The organism is Pedobacter anseongensis, assembly GCF_037482965.1.
Lineage (GTDB): Bacteria > Bacteroidota > Bacteroidia > Sphingobacteriales > Sphingobacteriaceae > Pedobacter > Pedobacter anseongensis.
Genome location: NZ_JBBHKB010000002.1, coordinates 42,489 through 66,888 on the forward strand (window position 1 = coordinate 42,489; position 24,400 = coordinate 66,888).

General features: G+C 35.9%; 21 protein-coding genes and 1 pseudogene. 19 read left to right on the forward strand and 3 right to left on the reverse strand.

The window, feature by feature from the left end; translation table 11 throughout:
* Positions 1-69 precede the first annotated feature (69 nt).
* Positions 70-1,590, forward strand: a complete 1,521-nt coding sequence (gene gpmI, locus WG904_RS07275) for a 2,3-bisphosphoglycerate-independent phosphoglycerate mutase (RefSeq protein WP_339578654.1) — start codon at positions 70-72, stop codon at positions 1,588-1,590.
* A complete protein-coding gene (locus WG904_RS07280) occupies positions 1,590-2,111 on the forward strand; it encodes a hypothetical protein (RefSeq protein WP_339578655.1) in 522 nt (173 codons plus the stop codon). Before gpmI ends, WG904_RS07280 begins: the two co-directional genes overlap by 1 nt.
* Positions 2,112-2,147: 36 nt before the next feature.
* On the opposite strand, the gene WG904_RS07285 is transcribed toward WG904_RS07280, so the two are convergent.
* The gene (locus WG904_RS07285; protein WP_339578656.1) at positions 2,148-2,774 is read right to left on the reverse strand and encodes a tetratricopeptide repeat protein; all 627 of its coding nucleotides are present in this window, start codon (positions 2,772-2,774) and stop codon (positions 2,148-2,150) included.
* Between the two features lie 253 nt (positions 2,775-3,027).
* Here WG904_RS07285 and lon point away from each other — a divergent pair, with 253 nt between their 5' ends.
* Both lon and WG904_RS07295 read left to right on the forward strand, forming a co-directional pair.
* Entirely contained in the window at positions 3,028-5,493 is a 2,466-nt protein-coding gene (lon, locus tag WG904_RS07290) for an endopeptidase La (protein WP_339578657.1), read from the forward strand.
* Positions 5,494-5,496: 3 nt separating this feature from the next.
* A complete protein-coding gene (locus tag WG904_RS07295) occupies positions 5,497-6,450 on the forward strand; it encodes a lipid A deacylase LpxR family protein (protein WP_339578658.1) in 954 nt (317 codons plus the stop codon).
* Here WG904_RS07295 and arfB read toward each other — a convergent pair.
* Positions 6,447-6,815 (reverse strand): annotated as a pseudogene (arfB, locus tag WG904_RS07300) (alternative ribosome rescue aminoacyl-tRNA hydrolase ArfB); the annotation flags it as partial. The gene WG904_RS07295 and the pseudogene arfB sit on opposite strands and share 4 nt — an antisense overlap.
* A 133-nt stretch (positions 6,816-6,948) precedes the next feature.
* Here arfB and cmk point away from each other — a divergent pair.
* The 6 genes from cmk to WG904_RS07330 all read left to right on the forward strand — a co-directional run bounded on the left by cmk (position 6,949) and on the right by WG904_RS07330 (position 13,564).
* The gene (gene cmk, locus WG904_RS07305) at positions 6,949-7,638 is read left to right on the forward strand and encodes a (d)CMP kinase (RefSeq protein WP_339578659.1); all 690 of its coding nucleotides are present in this window, start codon (positions 6,949-6,951) and stop codon (positions 7,636-7,638) included.
* Between the two features lie 28 nt (positions 7,639-7,666).
* Complete coding sequence (locus WG904_RS07310; RefSeq protein WP_339578660.1) at positions 7,667-8,506, forward strand: 3-keto-disaccharide hydrolase; 840 nt, start codon at positions 7,667-7,669, stop codon at positions 8,504-8,506.
* 158 nt (positions 8,507-8,664) lie between these two features.
* Complete coding sequence (locus WG904_RS07315; RefSeq protein WP_339578661.1) at positions 8,665-9,378, forward strand: SH3 domain-containing protein; 714 nt, start codon at positions 8,665-8,667, stop codon at positions 9,376-9,378.
* A gap of 194 nt (positions 9,379-9,572) precedes the next feature.
* Positions 9,573-11,507: a 30S ribosomal protein S1 gene (gene rpsA, locus WG904_RS07320; protein ID WP_339578662.1), complete on the forward strand. Its 1,935-nt coding sequence runs from the start codon at positions 9,573-9,575 to the stop codon at positions 11,505-11,507.
* Positions 11,508-11,676: 169 nt separating this feature from the next.
* On the forward strand, positions 11,677-13,341 hold the full coding sequence (locus WG904_RS07325) for a beta-N-acetylhexosaminidase (RefSeq protein ID WP_339578663.1): 1,665 nt from the start codon (positions 11,677-11,679) through the stop codon (positions 13,339-13,341).
* 25 nt (positions 13,342-13,366) lie between these two features.
* Entirely contained in the window at positions 13,367-13,564 is a 198-nt protein-coding gene (locus tag WG904_RS07330; protein WP_339578664.1) for a hypothetical protein, read from the forward strand.
* Between the two features lie 8 nt (positions 13,565-13,572).
* On the opposite strand, the gene WG904_RS07335 is transcribed toward WG904_RS07330, so the two are convergent.
* Positions 13,573-13,974, reverse strand: coding sequence for a thiol-disulfide oxidoreductase DCC family protein (locus WG904_RS07335; protein WP_339578665.1), 402 nt, complete (start codon positions 13,972-13,974; stop codon positions 13,573-13,575).
* 56 nt (positions 13,975-14,030) lie between these two features.
* On the opposite strand from WG904_RS07335, the gene WG904_RS07340 reads away from it, so the two are divergent.
* The 9 genes from WG904_RS07340 (at position 14,031) to WG904_RS07380 (ending at position 24,392) form a co-directional block, all read left to right on the forward strand.
* Positions 14,031-14,852 carry an aminotransferase class IV gene (locus WG904_RS07340; RefSeq protein ID WP_339578666.1) on the forward strand — a complete coding sequence of 274 codons (822 nt, stop codon included), beginning with the start codon at positions 14,031-14,033 and terminating at the stop codon, positions 14,850-14,852.
* Between the two features lie 35 nt (positions 14,853-14,887).
* Positions 14,888-15,436: a bifunctional pyr operon transcriptional regulator/uracil phosphoribosyltransferase PyrR gene (pyrR, locus tag WG904_RS07345; RefSeq protein ID WP_339578667.1), complete on the forward strand. Its 549-nt coding sequence runs from the start codon at positions 14,888-14,890 to the stop codon at positions 15,434-15,436.
* 3 nt (positions 15,437-15,439) lie between these two features.
* A complete protein-coding gene (locus WG904_RS07350) occupies positions 15,440-16,372 on the forward strand; it encodes an aspartate carbamoyltransferase catalytic subunit (RefSeq protein ID WP_339578668.1) in 933 nt (310 codons plus the stop codon).
* Positions 16,373-16,487: 115 nt separating this feature from the next.
* A complete protein-coding gene (locus WG904_RS07355) occupies positions 16,488-19,505 on the forward strand; it encodes a tetratricopeptide repeat protein (RefSeq protein WP_339578669.1) in 3,018 nt (1,005 codons plus the stop codon).
* Positions 19,506-19,514: 9 nt separating this feature from the next.
* The gene (locus tag WG904_RS07360; protein WP_339578670.1) at positions 19,515-21,212 is read left to right on the forward strand and encodes a hypothetical protein; all 1,698 of its coding nucleotides are present in this window, start codon (positions 19,515-19,517) and stop codon (positions 21,210-21,212) included.
* Between the two features lie 55 nt (positions 21,213-21,267).
* Entirely contained in the window at positions 21,268-22,467 is a 1,200-nt protein-coding gene (locus WG904_RS07365) for an HU domain-containing protein (protein WP_339578671.1), read from the forward strand.
* Position 22,468: 1 nt separating this feature from the next.
* Positions 22,469-23,179: a MotA/TolQ/ExbB proton channel family protein gene (locus tag WG904_RS07370; protein ID WP_339578672.1), complete on the forward strand. Its 711-nt coding sequence runs from the start codon at positions 22,469-22,471 to the stop codon at positions 23,177-23,179.
* Positions 23,179-23,580: an ExbD/TolR family protein gene (locus WG904_RS07375; protein ID WP_339578673.1), complete on the forward strand. Its 402-nt coding sequence runs from the start codon at positions 23,179-23,181 to the stop codon at positions 23,578-23,580. The genes WG904_RS07370 and WG904_RS07375 overlap by 1 nt, the downstream gene beginning before the upstream one ends.
* Positions 23,580-24,392, forward strand: a complete 813-nt coding sequence (locus WG904_RS07380; RefSeq protein WP_339578674.1) for an energy transducer TonB — start codon at positions 23,580-23,582, stop codon at positions 24,390-24,392. Before WG904_RS07375 ends, WG904_RS07380 begins: the two co-directional genes overlap by 1 nt.
* Positions 24,393-24,400: the final 8 nt, after the last annotated feature.

Below are 24,400 nucleotides of genomic sequence, written 5' to 3' on the forward strand. Positions count from 1 at the left end.
AAATCTTATTCAATAAAGTACTGCACTTAAACATCAATAGCCTTATATTTGTTTTAATAATTTATAATTATGAACAACAAAAAACTCGTACTCTTAATTCTCGACGGCTGGGGATATGGCAAAAAAGACGCAACAGATGCTGCTTATATGGCAAACACCCCTTTTTTCGACTCAATGCTAAGGACCTATCCCAATTGTAAACTCGCTGCTTCTGGCGAAGAAGTTGGATTACCTTCCGGACAAATGGGTAATTCAGAAGTTGGCCACATGAACTTAGGTGCCGGGAGAATTGTTTATCAAGAATTAGGACGCATTAATAAGGCTATTAAAGATCATAGTTTTCATCAAAATGAAGTTTTGGTAAATGCTTTTCAATACGCCAAAAAAAACAAGAAAGCCGTACATTTTATTGGATTAGTCTCTGATGGAGGTGTTCATGCTCACATAAACCACTTAAAAGCCTTATGCGATGCCGCAAAGGAAAACAACTTACAAGAAGTTTTTATCCACGCCTTTTTAGATGGCAGAGATACAGACCCAAATGCGGGTTTAGGTTATATCAACGACCTTTCTGAACACCTCAAGAGCTCGACAGGGAGAATTGCTAGTTTGATAGGCCGATACTATGCCATGGATAGAGATAGCCGTTGGGAGCGTGTAAAATTGGCTTATGATGTGATGGTGAATGGTGTTGGTTTAAAAGCAATAAATCCTGCAACTGAAATACAAAACTCATATAACGAAGGGATTACCGACGAGTTTATGAAACCAATTGTCGTAGTAAATAATGAAGGTAATCCAATCGCAACCATAAAAGAAGATGATGTGGTTATCTGCTTCAATTACAGAACAGATCGAGGACGTGAAATAACAGCCGCTTTAAGTCAGAACGACTACCCTGATTTTGGCATGAAAAAGTTATCACTATATTATGTAACGATGACTACCTATGATGAAAATTTTGAGCGTGTAAAGGTAGTATTTACCAAAGATGACCTTTCTCAAACCTTAGGCGAAGTGCTCGAAGCTAATCATAAAAAGCAAATTAGGATTGCCGAAACAGAAAAATATCCACATGTAACTTTCTTTTTTTCTGGCGGAAGAGAAAAAGAATTTGAAAATGAGAAAAGAATATTAATTCCTTCACCGAAAGTTGCCACCTACGATCTGCAACCAGAAATGAGTGCCGCAGGTATAACGGCAGCCATAAATCAAGAACTAAAAGCAGGTTGGCCAGATTTTGTGTGTCTCAACTTCGCAAATCCCGACATGGTGGGGCATACTGGTGTATTTAACGCGGTTATTAAAGCAGTCGAAGCAGCTGATTATAATGCCGAACAAGTGGTTAAAACGGGTATCGCGAATGGATATTCCTTTATCATTTTGGCAGATCATGGCAATTCTGAATTCATGATCAATGCCGATGGTTCTGTAAATACCGCACATACCACCAACCTTGTTCCGTGTATTTTGATTGATAGCGATTACAAGAGCATTGCTGATGGGAAACTAGGCGACATTGCTCCAACAATTTTAAAAATTATGGGTATTAAAATCCCGGAAATTATGACTGGAAATTGCTTGGTATAATGAGGTTAGTTAGTATAGGGCTCTTAATTTTAATTTTAAGTTCGTGCACAGCAAACGAGCAAAATAAACCGCAATCAGACGCTTATTTTAACATTAAAGGCTATTTCGAAACGGAAGCAAACCGGTTAAACCAACTCCAATTGCCAATTGACAAATCGGTTGCAATTAATGGCATAGCAGAACAAAAAATAGTTAAAATTAAAGACTTTAAAAATGAACTTAGCAGTTTCATTGCTTCAGATATTAATAAGGCATCGTGGAGAGGTTCATATACCGTTAAAAAAGATAGGGATAACGAGCTTTATACGACCACAAACGAGAAAATCCCTATCAAAAAAATAGCAATACATTATCTGAATCAGAAGATAAAGTGGATACAAGTGATAGGGATGACCGATAACCTTCTTTATCATTCTTCAGATTCTTTAACTTATTTTCCAGATAGTTTATACGAAATCAAAAAAACTCAGAAAATCAGATTACTTAAAGAGAAAAAGTATGTTATGATCGGAAAGTTTTAGTATGGTTTATTGAGGTCGGTTAGTCGATAAGGATAGCTATTTTAAACTCGTTACCTGGGCTTTTACATATTCCATTAAATCAATAATGTCTTTGCGAAGGGGCTGAACGGTTAAAACTTTCTGAAAATCGGCAATAGAATTATTAAATACGGCCAAACAGGCTGTTTTTTCGGCCGATTTCCTAATCTTATACGACTTAAATATGGCATAATCTTTATAGGCAATACCCCTATTTTGTAAAATCTGAATATCTTCATCGCCATTAATCTCTATTGCTTTAGAAAAATCCTTTATAGCCGAAATATAAAAATTCTCTCTCAATTGACTTAAAGCTTGTTTCGGTGCATTTGCAATGTTCAACCTTGCTTTACCTCTATAATAATAAGCCGAATAATCAGCTGGCTTAAGCGCAATCAACTTGCTATAAATGCTAATTGCATTTTCAAAATCGCTAACTTGAAAATAGCAATAGCCCAATGTCTTCAATATATTCTCTTTGTTTGGATCTGCGGCATCTGCTTTTTCAAGCTGAATTATAGCCCCTTTAAAATCACCCTTCATCCATGCCTGCATCCCCATCTTTTCAAAATTACTTTGAGCAGAAACACAAACCGAATTTGTAATAAGAAAAACTAATAAAAATGCATTTTTCAAATAAGTCATTATTGTTCTTTTAATTAAAGATAGTCTAATATACAACTATCATACCACTAATAAATTATTTATGTTAACGTTAAAGAAGATAAATTATGATAAGTAAATAAGAATATTAATTAAAGGCTGACTTTTTAACAGTCAACATCACCTTTCCCATTTTTGGCACAGGAGTTGAATTTATAAACCTTTATACAAAATTAAGGCTTTTATTACGGCAAGGCTGTCAGATTGTCGTTAAACATAATTAAAATATCAATTGATGAGTAAAGAAGACCATTTCGATTTTAGCCAATCATTACCTATGATAAATGAAGATACCGAGTTTTTTCCTTTAATGTCTCAGCAGGATGAAGACGATATGAATAATGAAGAAACTCCAGAAATACTTGCAATTCTTCCATTAAGAAATACCGTTCTATTTCCTGGTGTAGTTATTCCCATCACGGTAGGCAGAGATAAATCTATAAAATTAATTAAAGAAGCCTATAAAGGCGATAAAATTATTGGTGTCGTGTCTCAGCGCGATGTAGCTGTCGAAGATCCTACTTTCGAACAATTAAATAATGTAGGTACTGTTGCACAAATAATTAAAATGCTCCAAATGCCAGATGGCAATACCACTGTAATTATACAGGGTAAACAGCGTTTTCAATTAGTAGAAGAAGTACAATCTGAGCCGTACATTAAAGTTATCATTGCAAAGTTTGCAGAATCGAAGCATAAGGCCGATAAAGAGTTTAAAAATTTGGTGGCCTCTATTCGAGAAATGTCTTCTCAAATTATTCAGCTTTCGCCAAACATTCCTAGTGAGGCGGCGATTGCACTTAAAAACATAGAAAGCACTTCTTTCTTAATTAATTTTATTTCTTCTAACATGAATGCCGATGTTGCCGATAAGCAAAAAATGCTTGAAATGGGCAATCTTCGTAAGCGTGCAGAAAGAGTAATGGAATTGCTCACACTGGAGCTTCAAATGTTAGAATTAAAAAATCAAATTCAATTTAAAGTTCGTACCGATTTAGATAAGCAGCAGCGAGATTATTTTTTAAATCAACAGTTAAAAACCATTCAAGAAGAACTTGGTGGTAATTCTACTGATTTAGAGTACGAGGCCCTGCAAGAACGCGCTAAAAAGAAAAAATGGGCAACAACAGTTGCCACTCATTTTAGTAAAGAACTAGAAAAACTAGGCCGAATGAATCCTGCTGCACCAGATTATTCTATCCAGATGAATTATTTGGAGCTATTACTTGATTTACCTTGGGGCGACTTTACAAAAGATAATTTCGACCTTAAACGTGCTCAAAAAATCTTAGATAAAGATCACTTTGGGTTAGAAAAGGTGAAACAAAGAATTATCGAGTACCTAGCCGTATTAAAATTAAAGCGTGACATGAAAGCGCCCATTTTATGCTTGGTAGGCCCTCCCGGAGTTGGAAAAACATCATTAGGAAAATCGATTGCTAAAGCATTAAACCGTAAATATGTACGCATGGCGTTAGGTGGCCTGAGAGATGAAGCTGAAATAAGAGGGCATCGTAAAACCTATATCGGCGCAATGCCTGGTCGAATTATCCAATCAATTAAAAAAGCAGGTGCAGCAAATCCGGTTTTTGTTTTAGATGAAATCGATAAAGTAGGTTCTGATTTTAGAGGCGATCCTTCATCAGCCTTACTCGAGGTATTAGATCCCGAACAAAATAGTGCATTTAATGATCATTATGTTGAAGCAGATTACGACCTTTCTAATGTATTATTCATTGCAACTGCTAACTCCTTAAGCACAATACAACCTGCCTTGCTCGATCGTATGGAAATTATTGAGGTAAATGGATATACTATCGAAGAAAAAATTGAAATTGCCAAAAAGTATTTGCTTCCAAAGCAAAAAGAGCAGCATGGTTTAAAAAATAAAGATATTGCTCTTAAAAATAATTTAATTGAAAAGGTAATTGAAGATTATACACGCGAATCGGGCGTTAGGGGATTGGAAAAAAAAGTAGGTTCCCTTGTTCGTGGTATCGCAACCAAAATTGCAATGGACGAGACCTATGAACCCAATCTTAATCTGGCAGATGTTGAACGTATTTTAGGCGCACCAATCTACGATAAAGATCAATATGAAGGCAATGAAGTTGCCGGCGTAGTAACGGGTTTGGCATGGACCCAAGTTGGTGGCGACATTTTATTTATCGAGGCTAGCCTCAGCCCCGGAAAAGGAAAATTAACCTTAACTGGAAACTTAGGCGACGTAATGAAAGAATCAGCGGTAATTGCCTTAGCCTATTTGAGAGCACATTCAGACTTATTTGACATCGAAAATGAACTTTTCGATCAATGGGATGTGCATGTTCACGTACCTGCCGGAGCAACCCCAAAAGACGGTCCATCAGCAGGTATAACGATGCTCACGGCATTAACATCAGCCTTTACTCAGCGTAAAGTAAAATCTAATCTGGCCATGACCGGAGAAATCACATTGCGCGGTAAGGTATTGCCTGTAGGCGGAATCAAAGAAAAAATTCTAGCTGCCAAAAGAGCAAACATCAAAGAAATTATACTTTGTAAATCAAATAGAAAAGACATTCTTGAAATCAAGGAAGATTATATCAAAGATCTAAAATTTCATTATGTTAGCGAAATGAAAGAGGTAATTGAATTGGCTTTAACAAAAGACAAAGTTAAAAATGCCCAGAATATCGTTGTCAAAAAGAAAGAAGCTTAATTTATGCTTAATAAAATATCGTTATTTTTAATACTATGCACCTATAGTTTCACAAGTTTAGGTCAGGGTTCTTTCAAAAATGAGTTTGGGTTTAAGAGTGATAACGATGCCTATTTGTTTTACGGACAAGATCGTTATTATACGAATGGCTTAATGCTTTATTTTCGTCATGCAACCGATCAAAATAAATTAGGCGAGAAACTAGAGAAGTTTACCTATGAGATTACAGCTGGACAAAAAATGTTTAATCCTCAAGGTGGAAATGCTGCAAAAATAAGTCAACAAGACCGGCCCTTTGCAGGTTATTTATATGCTGGCGCTAGCGCAAATTTCTTTTATAAAAAGGAGCATATTTTAAAAACAAGTTTAGAATTGGGAACGGTAGGACCCCGTTCTTTAGGCGAGGATGCTCAGAAATTATTACACAGAGTGGTAGGTTTTTATAAAATCGATGGCTGGCAATATCAGATTAAAAATGAATATACAGCTAATTTGAACCTACAGTATATGCATTTATTACATCGCTCGGAAAATGATCGGATAGATTTTTCTTTTGAAGGTTATGCCAATGTAGGAACTACTTTTAATGGTGCTGGTGTAGGAATTTTATTGAGAACCGGAGGTATTAATCAGCTTTTCCAAACCGCCTATACCAATTCAACAATTGGTACGCGCATTAAATCAGCTAAATTGGTTACAAGCGAGGCCTTTTTTTATGCTAAACCGCAATTAAACTATGTAGCTTATGATGCTACCATACAAGGAAGTTTATTTAATGACAACAGTCCTGTTACGTTTGAAACTAGGCCAATTGTTTTTGCACAGCAGTTAGGGTTTAATTATAGTAGTCAGCGTTTTACCTTCGATTTTGGATTACTATTTAAAACGAAAGAAGTGAAGAGTATAGCTAAAGCCCATCAATATGGAACCATATCGATGTTTTATCGATTTAATTAATCAAAATCCGGTGTTTTCCGATTTTGTTTCTTGGAGGAAGTCGCCAATTTACTTTGTAATCGCTTCTCAATCACCGATTTCGGCACTTTAGTTGGCTTACGTTTTTTTGGCAAATGCAAGGCCTTTACTAATATATTAATGAGTTTTTCTATTGCATCTTCTTTGTTGGCAAGTTGACTGCGATCTTTTTGACTAACTACGTGCAAATTTCCTTCCGAATCGAGCTTCCCTGCGAGTTTCTCTACCAACAATATCTTTTCTACATCCGAAAAAAGAAGCGAATTTCCAATGTGAAAAATAAGTTCCACTTTCGTAGCTACTTTATTCACATTCTGCCCTCCCTTGCCTCCACTCCTCGATGTTTTGAAGGTAATTTCCTTGATAAAATCGTCTTTAACCGGTATCATTTTACAAAAGTACAGTTTATCGAATAATCTAAGTAATCCTTTAATCCTAGTAATCTTGATAATCCTAGTAATCCTAGTATCTTTGTGCTACATGAGAAAAAATTTAGTGATAGCAATAGATGGCTATTCTTCCTGCGGGAAAAGCACCTTGGCAAAAGCCTTAGCTAAAAAACTCAGCTTTATTTATATCGATAGTGGAGCAATGTATAGAGCAGTTACACTCTATTTTATCCGAAATAACATTAATATCAATAATGAGGAGGCAGTAAAAGACGCATTAAAGCACATTGAACTAAATTTTCATGCTAGAGATTATGAGTCGCACATTCTTTTAAATGGCGAAGAGGTTTCTGAAGAAATAAGACAAATGCCTGTTTCGGAAAATGTAAGTGAGGTTTCGGCAAATAAACTTGTTCGTCACGATATGGTAAAACAGCAACAGCGAATGGGAAAGTCTAAAAACATAGTAATGGATGGACGTGACATTGGCACTGCGGTTTTTGAAGACGCACAGGTTAAATTTTTTATGACAGCCGATCCGAAAATTAGAGCTGAACGTAGGCATAAAGAGCTCATTTCGAAAGGTGATAGGCAAACCACCTTGGAAGAAGTATTTGAGAACTTAGCACACCGAGATTTTGCAGATACTACTCGAGTAGAAAGTCCACTTACCAGAGCTGAAGACGCCATCATTTTAGATAATACCGAACTTAATCAAGAAGAACAATTAAATTTTGCTTTAGAAAAGGTTACTCCATTTCTTGAAAGTAGTTCGAATTAAATTGTAAATTAGTTGAAATTTATAGTGCATGAACATTCACCACTCAATCAAATACCTTGCTTTATTTTTAATTTTTGCTTTCTCAGCGCAAGTTAAAGCGCAAAAAGGCTGGATAAATTTATTTAACGGAAAAGACCTGAAAGATTGGACAATAAAGATCGCCAAGCATGAGGTTGGTGAAAATTATGCCAACACTTTTCGTGTAACAGATGGGATGATGAAAGTGAGTTATGAAGGATATGATACTTTCGACAAACAATATGGGCATATCTTTTATAAAAAACCTTTCTCTTATTACTTACTAAAAGTAGAATATCGTTTCGTTGGAGAGCAAGCTAAAGGTGGCGAAGGTTGGGCACTTAGAAATAGTGGAGCGATGTTGCATGGTCAAGATCCAAAAACCATGCTTAAAGATCAAGATTTCCCCATCTCTATTGAGGGGCAATTGTTAGGTGGCGATGGAACTCATGATCGCCATACCAGTAATGTTTGTACCCCAGGAACCACGATTTATATGGACGACAAATTAACAGTTGCACATTGTTTAGAATCAAATTCTAAAACTTTTCATGGCGATCAATGGGTAACTGCAGAATTTTTGGTACTTGGCGATTCGATTATAAAACATTTTGTAAATAAAGAACTCGTGCTCACCTATACTAAACCTCAAATTGGCGGTGGAAGTGTAATTAACTATGATCCGAAAGTAAAACAAGATGGAAAAGCCCTAACTGGGGGTTATATTTCCTTGCAAAGTGAGAGCCATCCAATTGAGTTTAGAAAAGTAGCCCTATTTGATTTGGCGAAATATGCAAAAGATAACGTGAGATTGAAAAAAATTATTAACAACTTAATGAAACAAAAGTAATCTATAATGCTATGATTTAGCTGCCATTTTAGATTAACTTATACATAATATTGTTTTAAAGCAAAACTATTTTGAAGATTCTACGTTAATCTGTAATATCAAAATACAATTAGCCACTCATCACGAAACACTATTAAACTCCGAATCTTTTGATCCCAATGAATAGACTATCTATCTTGTTGATTTTCTTAATTCTTCTTTCATTTAACATTCGTGCACAAGAAATGTACAGCGTTAATGCAGATAAATTAAATGTTAGAGCAACAAAAGACCCTAGCAGTAAGAAAATTGGCTTTGTTCCGCAAGGTATAAATGTGGAGGTAATTGATTCTTCTGATAGCAAATTTTTTAAAATAAAAGTTACCAATGGCGAAGGTTGGGTAAGCAAAGATTATTTAAGGCGGGTTTCACCTGCTCCTGTTAAACCAGCAACTGCATCAATTCCTATAATTGACAAAACCGCAACGAATGATTATTCGGGCTTTATTTTTATCGTTCTTGCAGTGTTAGTAATATTAATTTTATTGGTTATAATCATAAAATTTGTCCCTAACAAAGTATTTATGGTTTTCTCAACTGCAATTGTCTTAATTATAGGCTATTTCTTTTATTTGGGTTTCATTGTAGAGAAGGTTGTTGAAGGTAAATACGTTACAGATTCTGAGTCACAATATCAATCTTTTGATTTTAAATCGAAAGATTTGGTTGTGATTCAAGATAACTACCTTGATTCATTAATAACTGCTCACTATACCATAGAGGGCGACCTTATTAAATTTAAACAGCAAGAGAACACCTTTTTATTATTAATTAGAGATGATGCTACACTTATTGGCGAAGGATTTACCAAAGGAATATTTAGAAAGGAGTAAGATTTATTCTTCTGAAGACCTCATTTTTAACGAAATTAATTTGCACTTCAATCTCTGCAATCGATACTGGATATTCGGTACTTCTCAGTATACCCTTAAGAATCAGCAACATTTATTAAAAATTTCTTTTCTTTTAAAAAAGAAATTTCTACCTTTGCAGTCCCTAAATAGGGAACAAAGGAGATTATTAATTAATGGCTAAAAAACAAGTAGCAGAAAAAGAACTAGAGGCTAAAACAGCCGAATTACAAGGTGCAGACGCTCGTCTGACTGAGAAAGAAACGATAGAATCAGAAGCTGATTCGGTATCGATCGAACAAATCAAATCATCATTAGCAACACCAGACCAAGATTTTGATTGGGATGCGGATGATAAAGTATTTGGTAACTACAGTGATGCAGACCGTAAAAAGTTTGAAGATATGTATACCGATACTTTCAATCAAATCACACAAGGCGAGATCATTAGTGGTATCGTGGTGTCTATCAACAACAAAGATGTTGTATTAAATGTTGGATTTAAATCTGATGGTTTAGTATCAACTTCAGAATTCCGTGATACACCTGATTTGAAAATTGGCGATTCAGTGGATGTTTTCGTAGAAGCTCCTGAAGATGCAAATGGTCAATTGATTTTATCTCGTAAGAGAGCAAAAACACAACGTTCTTGGGAAACTATTAACGCAGCCCTTGACAATGATACTATCATTAATGGTTTTGTAAAAAGCCGTACTAAAGGTGGTTTAATTGTTGATATTATGGGTGTAGAAGCGTTCTTACCTGGTTCTCAAATCGACATTAAACCAATCCGCGATTACGATGTTTACGTGGGTAAAACAATGGAATTCAAAGTTGTTAAAATTAATCATGAGTTTAAAAACGTAGTTGTTTCTCATAAAATATTAATTGAAGACGATTTAGAAAGCCAAAAAGTTGAAATCGTTTCTAAATTAGAAAAAGGACAAGTACTTGAAGGTACGGTTAAAAACATCACTGATTTCGGTGTGTTTATCGATTTAGGCGGTGTAGATGGTTTATTGCACATTACTGATATTTCTTGGGGCCGCATAGAGCATCCAAAAGAAGTATTATCATTAGACGAAAAAATCAACGTTGTTGTTTTAGACTTTGATGATGAGAAAAAACGTATTGCTTTAGGCTTAAAACAATTAACTCCACACCCTTGGGAGAATTTAGATGCTAACTTAGCTGTTGGCTCTAAGGTTAAAGGTAAAATTGTTACTGTTGCAGATTACGGTGCTTTCTTAGAAATTATTCCAGGTGTTGAAGGTTTAATCCACGTTTCAGAAATGAGCTGGTCACAAAACCTGCGTTCACCACAAGAATTCTTGAAAGTTGGTGATGAAATCGAAGCTGAAGTATTAACTTTAGACAGAGACGAGCGCAAAATGAGCTTAGGTATTAAACAATTAACTCAAGATCCTTGGGGAGCTGTTGCCGAAAGATATCCAATTGGAAGCAAACATAAAGCTGTAGTTAAAAACATGACTAACTTTGGTGTTTTTGTTGAAATTGAAGAAGGAATTGATGGTTTAATTCATATTTCTGACCTTTCTTGGAGCAAAAAAGTGAATCACCCTAATGAGTTTACTAAAGTTGGTGATACCTTAGATGTTGTTGTTTTAGAACTTGATGTTGAAAACCGCAAATTAAGCTTAGGTCACAAACAATTAGAAGAAAATCCTTGGGATACTTTCGAAACTATCTTTACCCTTGATTCAATTCACCAAGGTACTGTTGTGAAAGTAACCGATAAAGGTGCTGTTATTGCTTTACCATATGGCGTAGAAGGTTTCGTACCTACTAAACACATGGCCAAAGAAGATGGTTCTGTGATTAAAGCTGAAGAAACCAATGACTTCAAAATCATTGAGTTTAACAAAGATGCTAAACGTATCGTTGTTTCTCACGCCCGTATTTGGGAAGAGGCTAAAGCTGAAGTTGCAGCTGAAGAAAGAGCAACTAAAAAGAAAGAGGCTAAAGCATCTGTAAGCGCAGTTAAAAAAGTGAAAGATTCTGTAGAGAAATCTACTTTAGGCGATCTTGGCGTATTGGCTCAATTAAAAGAGCAAATGGAAGGCGAAGAAAGCAAGAAAAAAGGAAAATAATCTTTGACTTAAACTAACCTACGAGGTTTTAAAAACCTCGTAGGTTTATACATCCTGATAGCCTAAAAGTTATCGGGATTTTTTTATGTTTTTTCCAAAGCGCAGCAAAGCCTGTCGGAAGGCAGGGATCTAAACGATAATTCTTACATTTGAAGAAATCAACAACCTAATGAAAAAAATTACCTTTTACTTTCTACTTTTCGTTTTAAGCTTCAATCTTTCTGCTCAAGAAATAAGTATTATCCCTCAACCATTTGCTTTGATTCAGCATGCAGAACAAAGTCCCTATCTAATCAATGAAAAATCGAAAATTACCATAAATAGTAATTTATTAAAGCCATCTGTCAACTTTTTAAATGATTATTTACAAAAATATTTCCAGTTTCAACTCAAAACCGCCTATGTTTCTGAAAAAGCAAATACTATCAATTTAATTCTAGATAGTACATTAGCTAACAAAAAAGGTACATATAAAATGGAAATCGATTTCAAAGGTATTTCTGTCACGGGTAAAGACCCAGAAGCCATTTTTTACGCGATCCAAAGTATCATCCAACTTTTACCAACAAAAAAAGGAGTGATTGCCATTCCTCCACTATCCATAACCGATTACCCCCGCTTCGAATACCGCGGCATGCATCTCGATGTTAGTCGCCATTTCTTTGACGTGGCTTTCGTTAAAAAATATATCGACTACCTTGCCCTGCATAAAATGAATTATTTTCATTGGCATTTAACCGACGATCATGGTTGGCGAATTGAAATTAAAAAATATCCAAAACTAACTAGTGTTGGCGCATGGCGTAACGGAAGTATTATTGGCCTTTGGCCTGGAAAAGGAAATGAAGGAATAAAATATCAAGTTTTACCAAACGAAGTAAAAATCACGCCTAAAGATGCAGTAATTAAAACGGATGGAATTAAATATGGTGGTTATTACACACAAGAGGAAATCAAAGAGGTGATCGCGTATGCTGCCAAAAGATACATTACCGTTATTCCTGAAATCGAAATGCCAGCACATAGTATGGCTGCATTAGCAGCCTATCCTGAATTTGGAACAGAGCCAAACAAAAAATATGAAGTTGCGCAAACCTGGGGCATGATGAATAAGTATAATAATGTATTCGCTCCCACTGAGAAAACATTTAAGTTTTTAGAAGATGTGCTCACTGAAGTAATGGGATTATTTCCTTCACAATATATACACATTGGTGGTGATGAAGCCTCAAAAATTTGGTGGAAAAACTCCCCTAGCACTCAACAAATGATGAAGGCGAATAACCTGAAGGACGAAAGTGCACTACAAAGTTATTTTATTCATCGTATTGAGAAATTTGTAAACAGCCACGGGAAAACGATTATTGGGTGGGATGAGATTTTAGATGGCGGCCTTGCTCCAAATGCAGTAGTAATGAGCTGGCGTGGAGAAAAAGGTGGAATAGCCGCTGCAAAAGTTAGACAAAAAGTAATCATGACACCAGAAGAAAAGCTCTATCTAAACCATAAGCAATTTATGAAGGAAGATAGTTTGGCTGCTTCTAGGTTTTTACCTTTAGAAACCGTGTACAATTACGAACCTATTCCGACCGAACTAAGAGCTGATGAAGCCCAGTACATTTGGGGTGCTCAAGGTAACCTTTGGTCTGAATATATCGCAAATTCTGCAAAAGTTGAATACATGCTATTCCCTAGATTAGATGCACTTAGCGAATTGTTATGGAGCGCAAAATCAAATAAAAGTTACCCTGATTTTTTAAAGCGACTAAAAATGCAGCTAAAACGGTACGATTTGATGGGAATTACCTACAGCAAACGCTATCTCGAAAATTAATATAACTTTACCCGAATAAAATTTTATGAGACGATTTTTAGCGATTTTACTTACAATCATCACCATTTTTGCGATTAAAGAAACCTATTACATTTTTAGCTCAACGGATCCCGAATTGGTGAGAAAAAAAGCGCAATTAAGTATGGTCGCAATTACCATAACCTTGCCGCTAATTCTGCTTACACTTTGGTTGTGGAGTGGTAAAAGAAAAGAGCAAGCCTAAGCAGTAAATTATAAAAATTTGTCTTTCAATTCTAGGGTAGGCACCCAACAGCTTTCTTGCTTTCCAAACCATTTGTACCGATTTTTGCTGATATAATTATAAACGGCGTCTCTAATAAAAGGCGGTATGATGATAAAACCGTAAAGTAAAGGCCAAATCCCACCCAGTCGCTTTGCTACTCTTAGTGCCGCTGTAGAGCGAAGGTATACTTTCCCATTTTCTAATAACACCATACTTTCGCCTTGTTTTGGTTCCATTGCAAAAGGCCCTAATTTCTCTTGCGCATAATCGCTCTGTAAAGAAGCAAAACGAAAAATATTTTTAGGATCCCTTTTAATTGTAAACTGTACTGCTCCATTGCATAAGTTGCAAAAACCATCAAAAAAGATAACGGGTGATCCAGCGTTCATACTGTAAAAATAAGCTTTTTTGATGATTCAATTTTAAAATTCTAACTTTATCGAGTATGACTAACAGGTACATCTCTATCAACCATCAGCTTTATAAAGAAGATGAAGCAAAAATTTCGGTTTCAGACCTATCCATTCAACGTGGTTTTGGCATATTCGATTTTTTAAAAACCGTTAATCACCAGCCAATTTTTTTAGAAGACCATTTCAATCGTTTCTATAATTCTGCAAAAGAAATGAATTTAAATGTTGGAGTAACAAGAACTGAACTTAAAAACTCCATTGACACACTCATGAAAAGCAATAATCTTCCTAATTCAGGTTTAAAATTTATTCTAACTGGAGGCTTTTCGGAAGATGGATACACCATGAGCACGCCCAATTTAATCTTAACGCAAGTACCTTTCGAGATAGAAAAAGCGAGTTTCAATAATGGAATTAAATTAGTCACCTATCCGCATCAACGCCAGTTGCCAACCGTTAAAACAATCGATTATTTACAGGCAATCCGACTTCAACCTTACATTAAAGAAAACTTAGCTGATGACGTTCTATATCATCATCATGAATCAATAAGAGAGTGTCCAAGAGCTAATTTTTTTATCGTAAAAGGAAATAAAGTTAGTACTCCAAAAACCGATATATTAAAAGGGATCACGAGAAGCAAAATTTTAGATTTAAAAATTGAAGACCTTCTATTTGTAGAAGAAGATTTTAACTTAGCCGACCTGACAACCGTTGACGAAGCCTTCATCAGCAGTTCTACAAAAAACGCTTTCCCAGTTTTAACTATTGATGGAAAAACAATTGGCAATGGAAAACCAGGAGAAGTTACTCGAAAAATTAATGAGGCTTTATACCGATTGATTGGAATCTAAACATTTTCCTCTTATATTTGCATAATCCTTGTTTCATGCAGAAGAGAACGCTACTAAACGGCCAGAAATTCCAGATTACAATTAAACGACTTTGTCACCAATTAATTGAAAATCATAACGATTTTTCCAATACCGTATTAATAGGCATTCAGCCACGAGGCACATTTTTCGCAGACAGAGTTTATCAAGAACTTTCTTCCATACTATCTACATCAACCTTAAAAAAAGGAAATTTAGACATTACTTTCTTTAGAGACGATTTTAGAAGAAAGGATGGCTTAGTTACTGCAAGCAGCAATACCATTGATTTTATCATAGAAGGTAAAAAAGTAATCCTAATTGATGACGTACTTTGGACAGGCCGCACCATCCGTGCTGCAATGGATGCATTGTTGGCCTTTGGCCGACCAGAAAAAGTAGAGTTAATGGTGCTTATCGATAGGCGCTTTTCAAGACATTTACCCATCGAACCCAACTACATCGGTCAACAAGTAGATTGTGTAGATTCACAAAAAGTAAAAGTAAGCTGGAAAGAAAATGAGGGCGAAGACAAAGTTATTTTATTATCAGAACAGCAATCATAAAAAATGGCAGCAGAAAAACTATCAACCCGACATCTCTTAGGAATTAAAGATATTAACCTGAATGATATCGAATTGATTTTCGAGACCGCCAACAATTTTAAGGATGTAATTAATAGGCCCATAAAACGAGTGCCCTCGCTTAGAGACATCACCATTGCCAATATCTTCTTCGAAAACTCTACCCGAACAAAACTTTCTTTTGAACTCGCAGAGAAAAGACTTTCAGCAGATGTAGTCAATTTTGCAGCATCATCGTCATCGGTTAGTAAAGGCGAAACACTAATCGACACCGTAAATAACATTCTAGCCATGAAGGTAGACATGGTAGTAATGCGCCATCCAAATGCTGGAGCTGGAGTTTTTTTAAGCAAACACATTAAAGCCCAAATTGTAAACGCAGGCGATGGCGCACACGAACACCCTACCCAGGCCTTATTAGATGCATATTCTATTCAGCAAAAGCTAGGAAGTGTAGCAGGTAAAAAAGTTGTGATCGTAGGGGATATCCTTCACTCAAGAGTTGCGGTTTCTAACATCTTATGCTTACAGAAATTAGGTGCAGAAGTAATGGTTTGTGGCCCAACTACCTTAATTCCTAAGCACATTGAATCACTAGGCGTTAAAGTAGAACATAACTTAATTAAAGCATTAAACTGGTGCGATGTAGCTAATATGCTTCGCATACAATTAGAGCGCCAAGACATTAAATATTTCCCATCGCTACGAGAATATGCCTTAATGTACGGTCTTAATAAGCAAATACTCGATAATTTGGACAAAGAAATCGTGGTTATGCATCCAGGACCAATAAATAGAGGGGTAGAGATTACAAGTGATGTGGCAGACAGCAAACAGTCCATCATTTTAAACCAAGTAGAAAATGGCGTCGCCATTAGAATGGCAGTACTGTATTTGTTAGCCAGTCAGAACGATTAAACATAACATTTTCCAAATCTATTCGTTAAACGAGTGTTATCAACAGATGTTAATTTCTTATGTTGGTATGTATATTGCTATGCCTTACTTTAGTACCAACCATATTTGAAACCGAATGCATAAAAAATACCTTTTAGTTCCGCTCTTTTTAGTAAGTGGTATCACTGCTGGATTTGCACAAATAAGTCCACTAGTAAAGCTGAATCAAAACTATCAAACTGGTTTAGAGTTACTTCAAAATGAAAAATATGTTGCTGCAGCACAACAATTTAAGCTGGTTGAGCAGTCTAGATCAAAAAATAGCACACAAAAAGAAAGCAATGCCGAGCTTTCGATCATTAAAGAAAATGCAAAATTTTATGCTGCTGTTTGCGCACTCGAACTTGGCAATAACGACGCAGAAGCATTGTTTAGGGAATTTATTCGCGAATATCCGCTCAACTCAAATATTATTCTCGCTTATTTTCACGTCGGAAAATCATACTTCGGCCAGAAAAACTACACAAAAGCATTAGAATGGTTCGAAAAAACTGATCCTAGCGCTCTTTCACAAAAACAACGTTTAGAATATCAATTTAAACAGGGCTATTCGTATTTCGAGCTTAAAAATATGGACAAAGCCGAGCCCTTGTTCGAACAGGTAAAAAAAGAAGAATCCCCTTTCAAAGAGGCTGCTACCTATTACTTCGCCTATATAAATTACCTCAATAAAGAATATAGAACCGCACTTTCAAATTTCGAAAAATTAAAGGGCTCTCCTACCTATGAAGCCAGCTACCCTTACTACATCACTTCGATGTATTATTTAGACGAACGTTACGACGATGTAATTAATTATGCCTTAGCCTCTATCCAAAAAACCAAGCAAAAATTCGAGCCCGAAATGCTAAGTTTAATTGCTGCTTCTTACTTTGCAAAATCAGATTTTAAAAATGCCGAGAAATATTTCGCTGAGTTTTATGCCAAAGATAAAAACGGCACCAAAAACAACCTATTTATCTATCAATATGGTTACTCGCTCTTCAAAAACGAGAAATTTAAAGAAGCAGCTGCAAATTTAGAAAAGTTAAATACCGACGATATCTACCTGCAAAATGGAATGTACACCCTCGGAAAAGTTTTATTAAATTTAAACGATAAAGCGAAAGCTAGAAGCGCATTCTACAGAGCATCTCGATTAGAACTCGATAAAATTATCCAAGAAGAAGCATGGTTCAGCTATGCCAAACTAAGTTACGAGTTAGAATTTAACGCACAAGCACTAGAATCCACTCAAAATTTCTTAAAACAATTCCCCAATTCTAAAAAAACTAATGAGGTAAAAATATTATTAGGTGAAATTCTATTAACCAGTAAAAACTATCAAACCGCCATAGATATTTTAGAACCGCTTCAAAACAAGACGACTTCAGCACGAGAAGCCTACCAAAAAGCAACCTATTTTAGAGGTTTGCAGTTCTACAATGAAAGAGCATTTCCAAATAGTCTCTCGATGTTCTTACGTTCTGGAAATTTTGTTGAGGATAAAGAAATTCATGCCTTAAGTGTGTACTGGATGGCAGAAGCCATGTATGAACTTCGAAAATATGGCGAATCAGTAAAAACTTTCGAAAAATTCTTAACCATGCCCGGAGCCGATAAAACGGAAGTTTATAATTTTGCAAATTACGGATTAGGTTATGCCGCTTTCGAAGATGAAAAATATGCAAAAGCAGCCAACTATTTTGAACGCTTTTTAAGAGGAGACGACAAAGATGCCAAAACCATTAACGATGCTACCATTCGCCTGGCCGACTCATACTTTGTTAATAAAGATTACGAAAGGGCGATGACCAATTATAATATAATTATTAATGGCAGCTTAACTGGTGAGGATTACGCCCTATTTCAACGTGGAATGATCCAAGGCTTAGAAAAAGAAGATGATGCTAAAATTGCTACCATGCAGAGCTTACTCACCGAATTCCCAAGATCTAATTACGCTGATGACGCCGGCTTTGAAACTGCCTATACCTATGTAAATAAGGGTCAATCTGAAAAAGCAAAATCAGATTTGGTAGCACTAGTAGCAAAATACCCAAGAAGCAGTTATGTGCCCCGTGCTTACCTAACCATCGGGTTAGTATTATTTAATGAAGGTCAGGATGATGCAGCCCTTGAAGCCTTTAAAAAAGTAGTTGCAGACTACGCAAGTTTACCTGAGGCAAAAGAATCACTCGAAGCGATTAAAACCATTTATATAAGTAGAGGTGATGCAAATGGGTTTATTAGCTATGCGGCTACTACCCCTATTGGAAATTACACAGTAAGCGAACAAGACGACTTTGTATTTAAAGCTGCTAAGAATATTTATGAAAAAGGGAATGCACTAGAAGCATATCAAGCTATTAATGCTTATTTCGATAAATTTCCAAAAGCCATTCACGATAAAGAAGCGAAATTTATTAGAGCAGAGTCATTAGTTCGATTAGGCCGCTCTTCCGAAGCAATTACAGATTACGATTACATTTTAAATGATTGGACAAGCGATTATACTGAGCGCTCTTTACTCAGTGTTTCTAAAGTGTTGATGTACGAGAAAAAGTACAATGAAGCTATTGTTTACCTAAAAAGATTAGAAACTACGGCAGATTATAAGGCAAACTATAGTTTCGCAATCAATAACCTGATTAAAGCTTATGATGCCTTGAACATGGCCGACGACATGATTAAATATGCCGATTTAATCAGGAATTCTGATAAAGCTTCCGAAGAGGAGAAAAACAGTTCAGATCTCTATACTGGAAAGGCATTCCTAATTAAGGCAGATACGGTTCAAGCCATCAAATCATTCAACAATGTGATTGCTAAAACCAAAACCGTGGCAGCCGCAGAAGCTAAATATAACCTAGCGGCTATTCAATATGCTAAAGGCGATTATACAGGTTCGAAAAAAACATGCTTCGAGATAACCACCAATATGCCAAATTACGATTATTGGGTAGCTAAATCTTTTATACTTTTAGCCGATAACTTCGTAGCCCTGAAAGATAAGTTGAATGCAAGAAGTACGCTGTTAAGTATAATAGACGGGTATGAGGGCAAAGACGAAATTGTTGCCACTGCCAAAGAAAAATTAGCCAAAATAAACTAGAAAAACAAGATGAAACTAACAGTATATAGCACCCTATTTATTTTTTTAGCAGGTTTTTCTAGCCTAAAGGCACAAGATGTACAACCGCCCGAAAAAGTAGTAAGTTCTGAAATTGACGTCATAAGGCCCTATAAGCCCATTTTGGCCGAAGCAGTAAAATTAAGAAGAAGCCCAGACTTAGATAATCTTAAGACCTATAAAGCCAAATTTAGCTACTCCTTAACCGATCGTAAGTTAGCGCTAAACACCGATATACAAAAATTACAGGCCCAACAAATGGCAGATGAAAAAGAAGCCATTTTAGTAAATAATTATGTAAAAGGGGGTTTAGGAAATCTAGGTACTATTTTAGCCGAAGGATACATAGGCATGGGAAAAGATGAAGCGCTACAAACGGGGGTATTTTTTAAACACTTTGGACAGTCGGGAAAGCTGAACAAACAAAATGAAAATACGCAACAACTTAGTGTTTTTGGTCGTAGCATTGGCGATAAAGCTACCTTAAACGGTCGATTAAACTACGAAAGACACGGTTTATTTTTTTACGGTGTTGACGAATTAAATCCTGTCTTAAACACGGATCCAGAACAGCAGGCACTTAGTTTTATCGAACTTGAAGGCGAAGTTGTAAATCGATTTACAAATGATGAAAATGCTTTGAGTTATGCAGCAAAAGCAAATCTTTATTTCTTTAATGATAAATTCGATGCCAAAGAACAAGTATTTACCCTATCTACCTACCTTAATAAAAGAATTCGTGATTTTAATGTAGGATTAGCTGCAAATACAGAAATTGGTACAACAAAAGATTTTAGCACAAAAGTTTCTAATAATCTATTGCGCTTAAACCCCTATCTAAAATTGCAAGCTAATGATGTTAATATCATAGCAGGTATTAATTTTGTTCAAGAATTTGGCGCCTTTTCGAGTACACGATTTTTCCCAGCTATTACGGCCGACTTTACCTTAATTCCGGATTTTCTTCAACTTTTCGGCGAAATAAAAGGCGATGTTAATCGAAGTAGCTTGAAAAATTTTACCGACGAAAATCCTTTCTTAAATTCAAACATCAACATTCAGAATAGTGTAGAAAAATTGAGCATCAGTGCTGGAATTAAAGGTACGGGTGGACCAGGCTTTGGCTATAAGGCAAGATTTTACAGCAAAAAAATCTCAGATATGCCCCTATTCGTAAATAGCTTTACTACATTCAACAAATTTGATGTGATTTACGATTTTGGAAATGCAAAAATATTTGGCCTAGAAGGCGAACTATCTGTTCAAGTTAGCGATAATTTAAAATGGACTGGAAAAGTAAATATAGACGACTATAGCCCTTCGAGTGAACAAGAAAGCTATTTCAAACCCCAATTACGTGTAAATTCAAATCTCCTTTATGCTATCAACCAAAAACTAACTTTTAATGCAAATGTCGCTATCCAAGACGATTCTAAGGCAAAAGTATTTTTAGTTAATCCGTTTAATATGGCTTCTTCGACCTATCCGCAAGTTCCAGATTTTACAACCGAAAATGTAGTAACGATAAAAGGCTTTGTAGATTTAGGCATGGGAGCCGATTATAAAATCAATTCGAAGTTTGGTGCTTTTGTTAAAATTAATAACTTATTGAACACAAACTATAGTAAATACCTATATTACAGGGTAAATGGCTTAAATGCATTTGGAGGGATATCCTACTCCTTTTAGCACATTTAGTATTTATTATTGGGGCATACCGAATTAAAATTTTATTTTTACCGCTATGGATATCGTATCATACCTTCTTGAGCTGATAGAAACTCGAAAGAATGTGGGCATCACTGCATTGGGTACACTTTATAAAAAGAAAACCCCCGGAAGATACGATTCTGAAACACATTCATTTTTACCTCCTAAATACGAGATCGCTTTTACCAGTGAAGTTAAAGAAGACAAAAACCTTATAAATTTCATTAGCGAAAAAAGAAATATCGCTATCGAATCAGCCGATTATTACATTACTGAATTCGTAGAAACCATAAAAGCGCAACTTGCAGAACATCAACAAGCAGATCTTTCGCCTCTAGGCAAATTAAAACTGATTAATGATGACCTTGTGCTTGAATCTTCACACACGCTCGAAATTGGGTTTGCGTCATATGGTCTGCCAAATGTTAGCACTGAGCAAAATCAACCACTCAAGCATGCAGAAAATACAGCAACCGTACTTGAAGAAGTCTCTGAAACACATCAACCAGCTGAGGCAGACGAGCAACCTGTTTTCGATGAAATTGCTGATGTAAATACAATTCAAGAGGCTAACGAAACCGAAGAAAGAATAGATATAGAACAAGAAAGCGAAAAGCCAACAACTGAATTACCATCACAAGGCGCTGATATTTTAGACCCGCTATGGAAGCCAACAGTGATTAATCGCTATGAATACGATGAGGAAGATGATGATGAGGGTAACCGCTGGGTTCGTAAAACGTTAAAAGTAATACTTACGCTCATAATTATCTTGGTAGCAATTGGTACTTTTGTTTACTTTTTATATCCCAATCTATATTATACTATTAAAGAAAAATTTGCAGCTATTGAAGTAGGAAGCGAGCCAGTGGCGATAGCTGATACGAGTACAAATCGTAAAATCGATTCGCCCAAAGTAGATAGCCTAAAAAATACTCCTATTATCAGCATAAACAGAGATACTATTGTAACACCTCAACCCGTTAACACTATAATTACTTACGAAATAATCGGAAGTGCAATGAAAACGCAAAAAAAAGTGGATGAAGTAATCTCAAGACTTGCAAAAAGAGGAATAACTGCAAAAAAAATGGATGCCATGCCCGGTAGATTAATAAAAATTAGCTTGGGAACATTCACAGATTATAACCAGGCTAAAAAATTTCAAGATAGCCTTAAAATTAAATTGAAAAACCCAGAAATTTACATACAAACAATAAAACCAAAAAATTAAGATGATTACATTGCTTATAGCGGCTCAGGATACATTAAATCAAGTTATAGATACCGCAAATGCCGCGAAAACAGCATTAACTGCACCACCAAAAGAACTACACTTTATCGATTTGCTATTTAAAGGTGGCTGGGTAATGATTCCTCTAGCATTAGTAGCTTTTTTAGGCTTAGTTATTTTTATTGAACGCTACTTAACGATTCGCAAATCATCAAAAGACGAATCTAACCTAATGTTCCAAATAAAACAGAATATACACGAAGGCAGATTAGATAGTGCAATTGCACTTTGCAAAAATACCAAATCGCCATTAGCCAGAATGCTAGAAAAAGGATTAAAACGTATTGGCCGGCCAATAAAAGACATTGAAGGGGCGATCGAAAACACCGGAAAACTGGAGGTAGCAAAATTAGAAAAGAACATTGGCATACTGGGTATTATTGCTGGTATTGCCCCAATGCTTGGTTTTGTGGGTACCATTATCGGAGTAATTGCCATTTTTCACGATGTTTCCATAAAAGGTGAAATCGAAATTGGAACCATATCTGGAGGCTTATACACCAAAATGATTACCTCAGCAACTGGATTAATTATAGGTATCGTAGCTTACGTACTTTACCACATCTTAAACATGATGGTCGAAAAAATTATCCTTAAAATGGAAACCGATGCAATAGAATTTATCGACTTGTTAGAAGAACCAGGCAAATAATGAATTTACGTAATAGAAAAAAAGGTACAGTTGAGGTGCATACCTCTGCACTCAACGACATTATGTTCTTTCTACTTTTGTTTTTTCTATTGGCTTCGGCTGTAGTAAATCCAAAAGTGGTTAAATTATTATTGCCAAAATCGGATAGCGGCCAACAAAGCGCATCTAAAAAAGCAATAACAATAGCAATAGACGAAAACTTAAATTATTCTGTTGATAAAAAACCAACACCTATTGAGCAATTACAGCCTGTAGTTGAAGCCTATCAAAAAGTGGCCCCTGATTTGACGATTATTTTATTTGTCCACAAAAGTGTACCCGCTGAGAATATTTTAAAAGCATACGATGTAGCCAACAAATTGAAATTAAAACTTGTTTTAGCTGTAGATTCTAAAAAATAATGAACCCTACCGAAGAAAATAACTATCCAAAAGCTTTTGCAATCGCTACCGGAATCATGGGCGCTTTTATTGCTTTGAGTTTCTTTTTAGTGATTAGTGCCTTTAATCCTGAAGAAGAAATTGGAATGGGAGGTATGGTAGTGAATTACGGAACATCGGCAGAAGGAATAGGAAACGATTATACCAGTATTGAGGAGCCATCAATGGATCCAAATGCCAATGGCAAACTTCCCGATAAGGTTACCCCAGAACAAAAAGTAACCCCTACAACCTCATCAGAAGTGGATGCGAAAGAAATCGCCACACAAGATCTGGAAGATGCAGTAGCGGTAAATACAAAACCTACTAAAACTGTCACCACCCCGAGCCCAGTAACCGAAAATAAACCTGCTCAACCAACGATTAATCCGAATGCATTATACAAAGGCAATAAAAATAATGGAAAAGGACAAGGAGATGGAACTGGAAGTGCAGCAGGTAACCAAGGTAGCATAAACGGGGACCCTAATGCACCAAATTATGGTGAAGGTGGCTCTGGGAATGGAAATAGCCCACTAGAATTGAGTAGTTTTAGTAATGTAAAACCAATTAACGACCAAGGGCAACAAAGGGGAAAAATTGCGGTAAAAGTGTATGTAAATAGGTCTGGAATAGTAATTAAAGCCGAAGCAGGGGCTCGTGGCACTACTTTCTCTGATCAAAAACTATTCAGATTATGTGAAGAGGCTATTATGGGTTCAAGTTTAGACAACATGAAAGCTGGCTATGAGAACAGAACATTTGTAGTTGTGTTTAATTTCAAAGTAAAATAAAACGCATT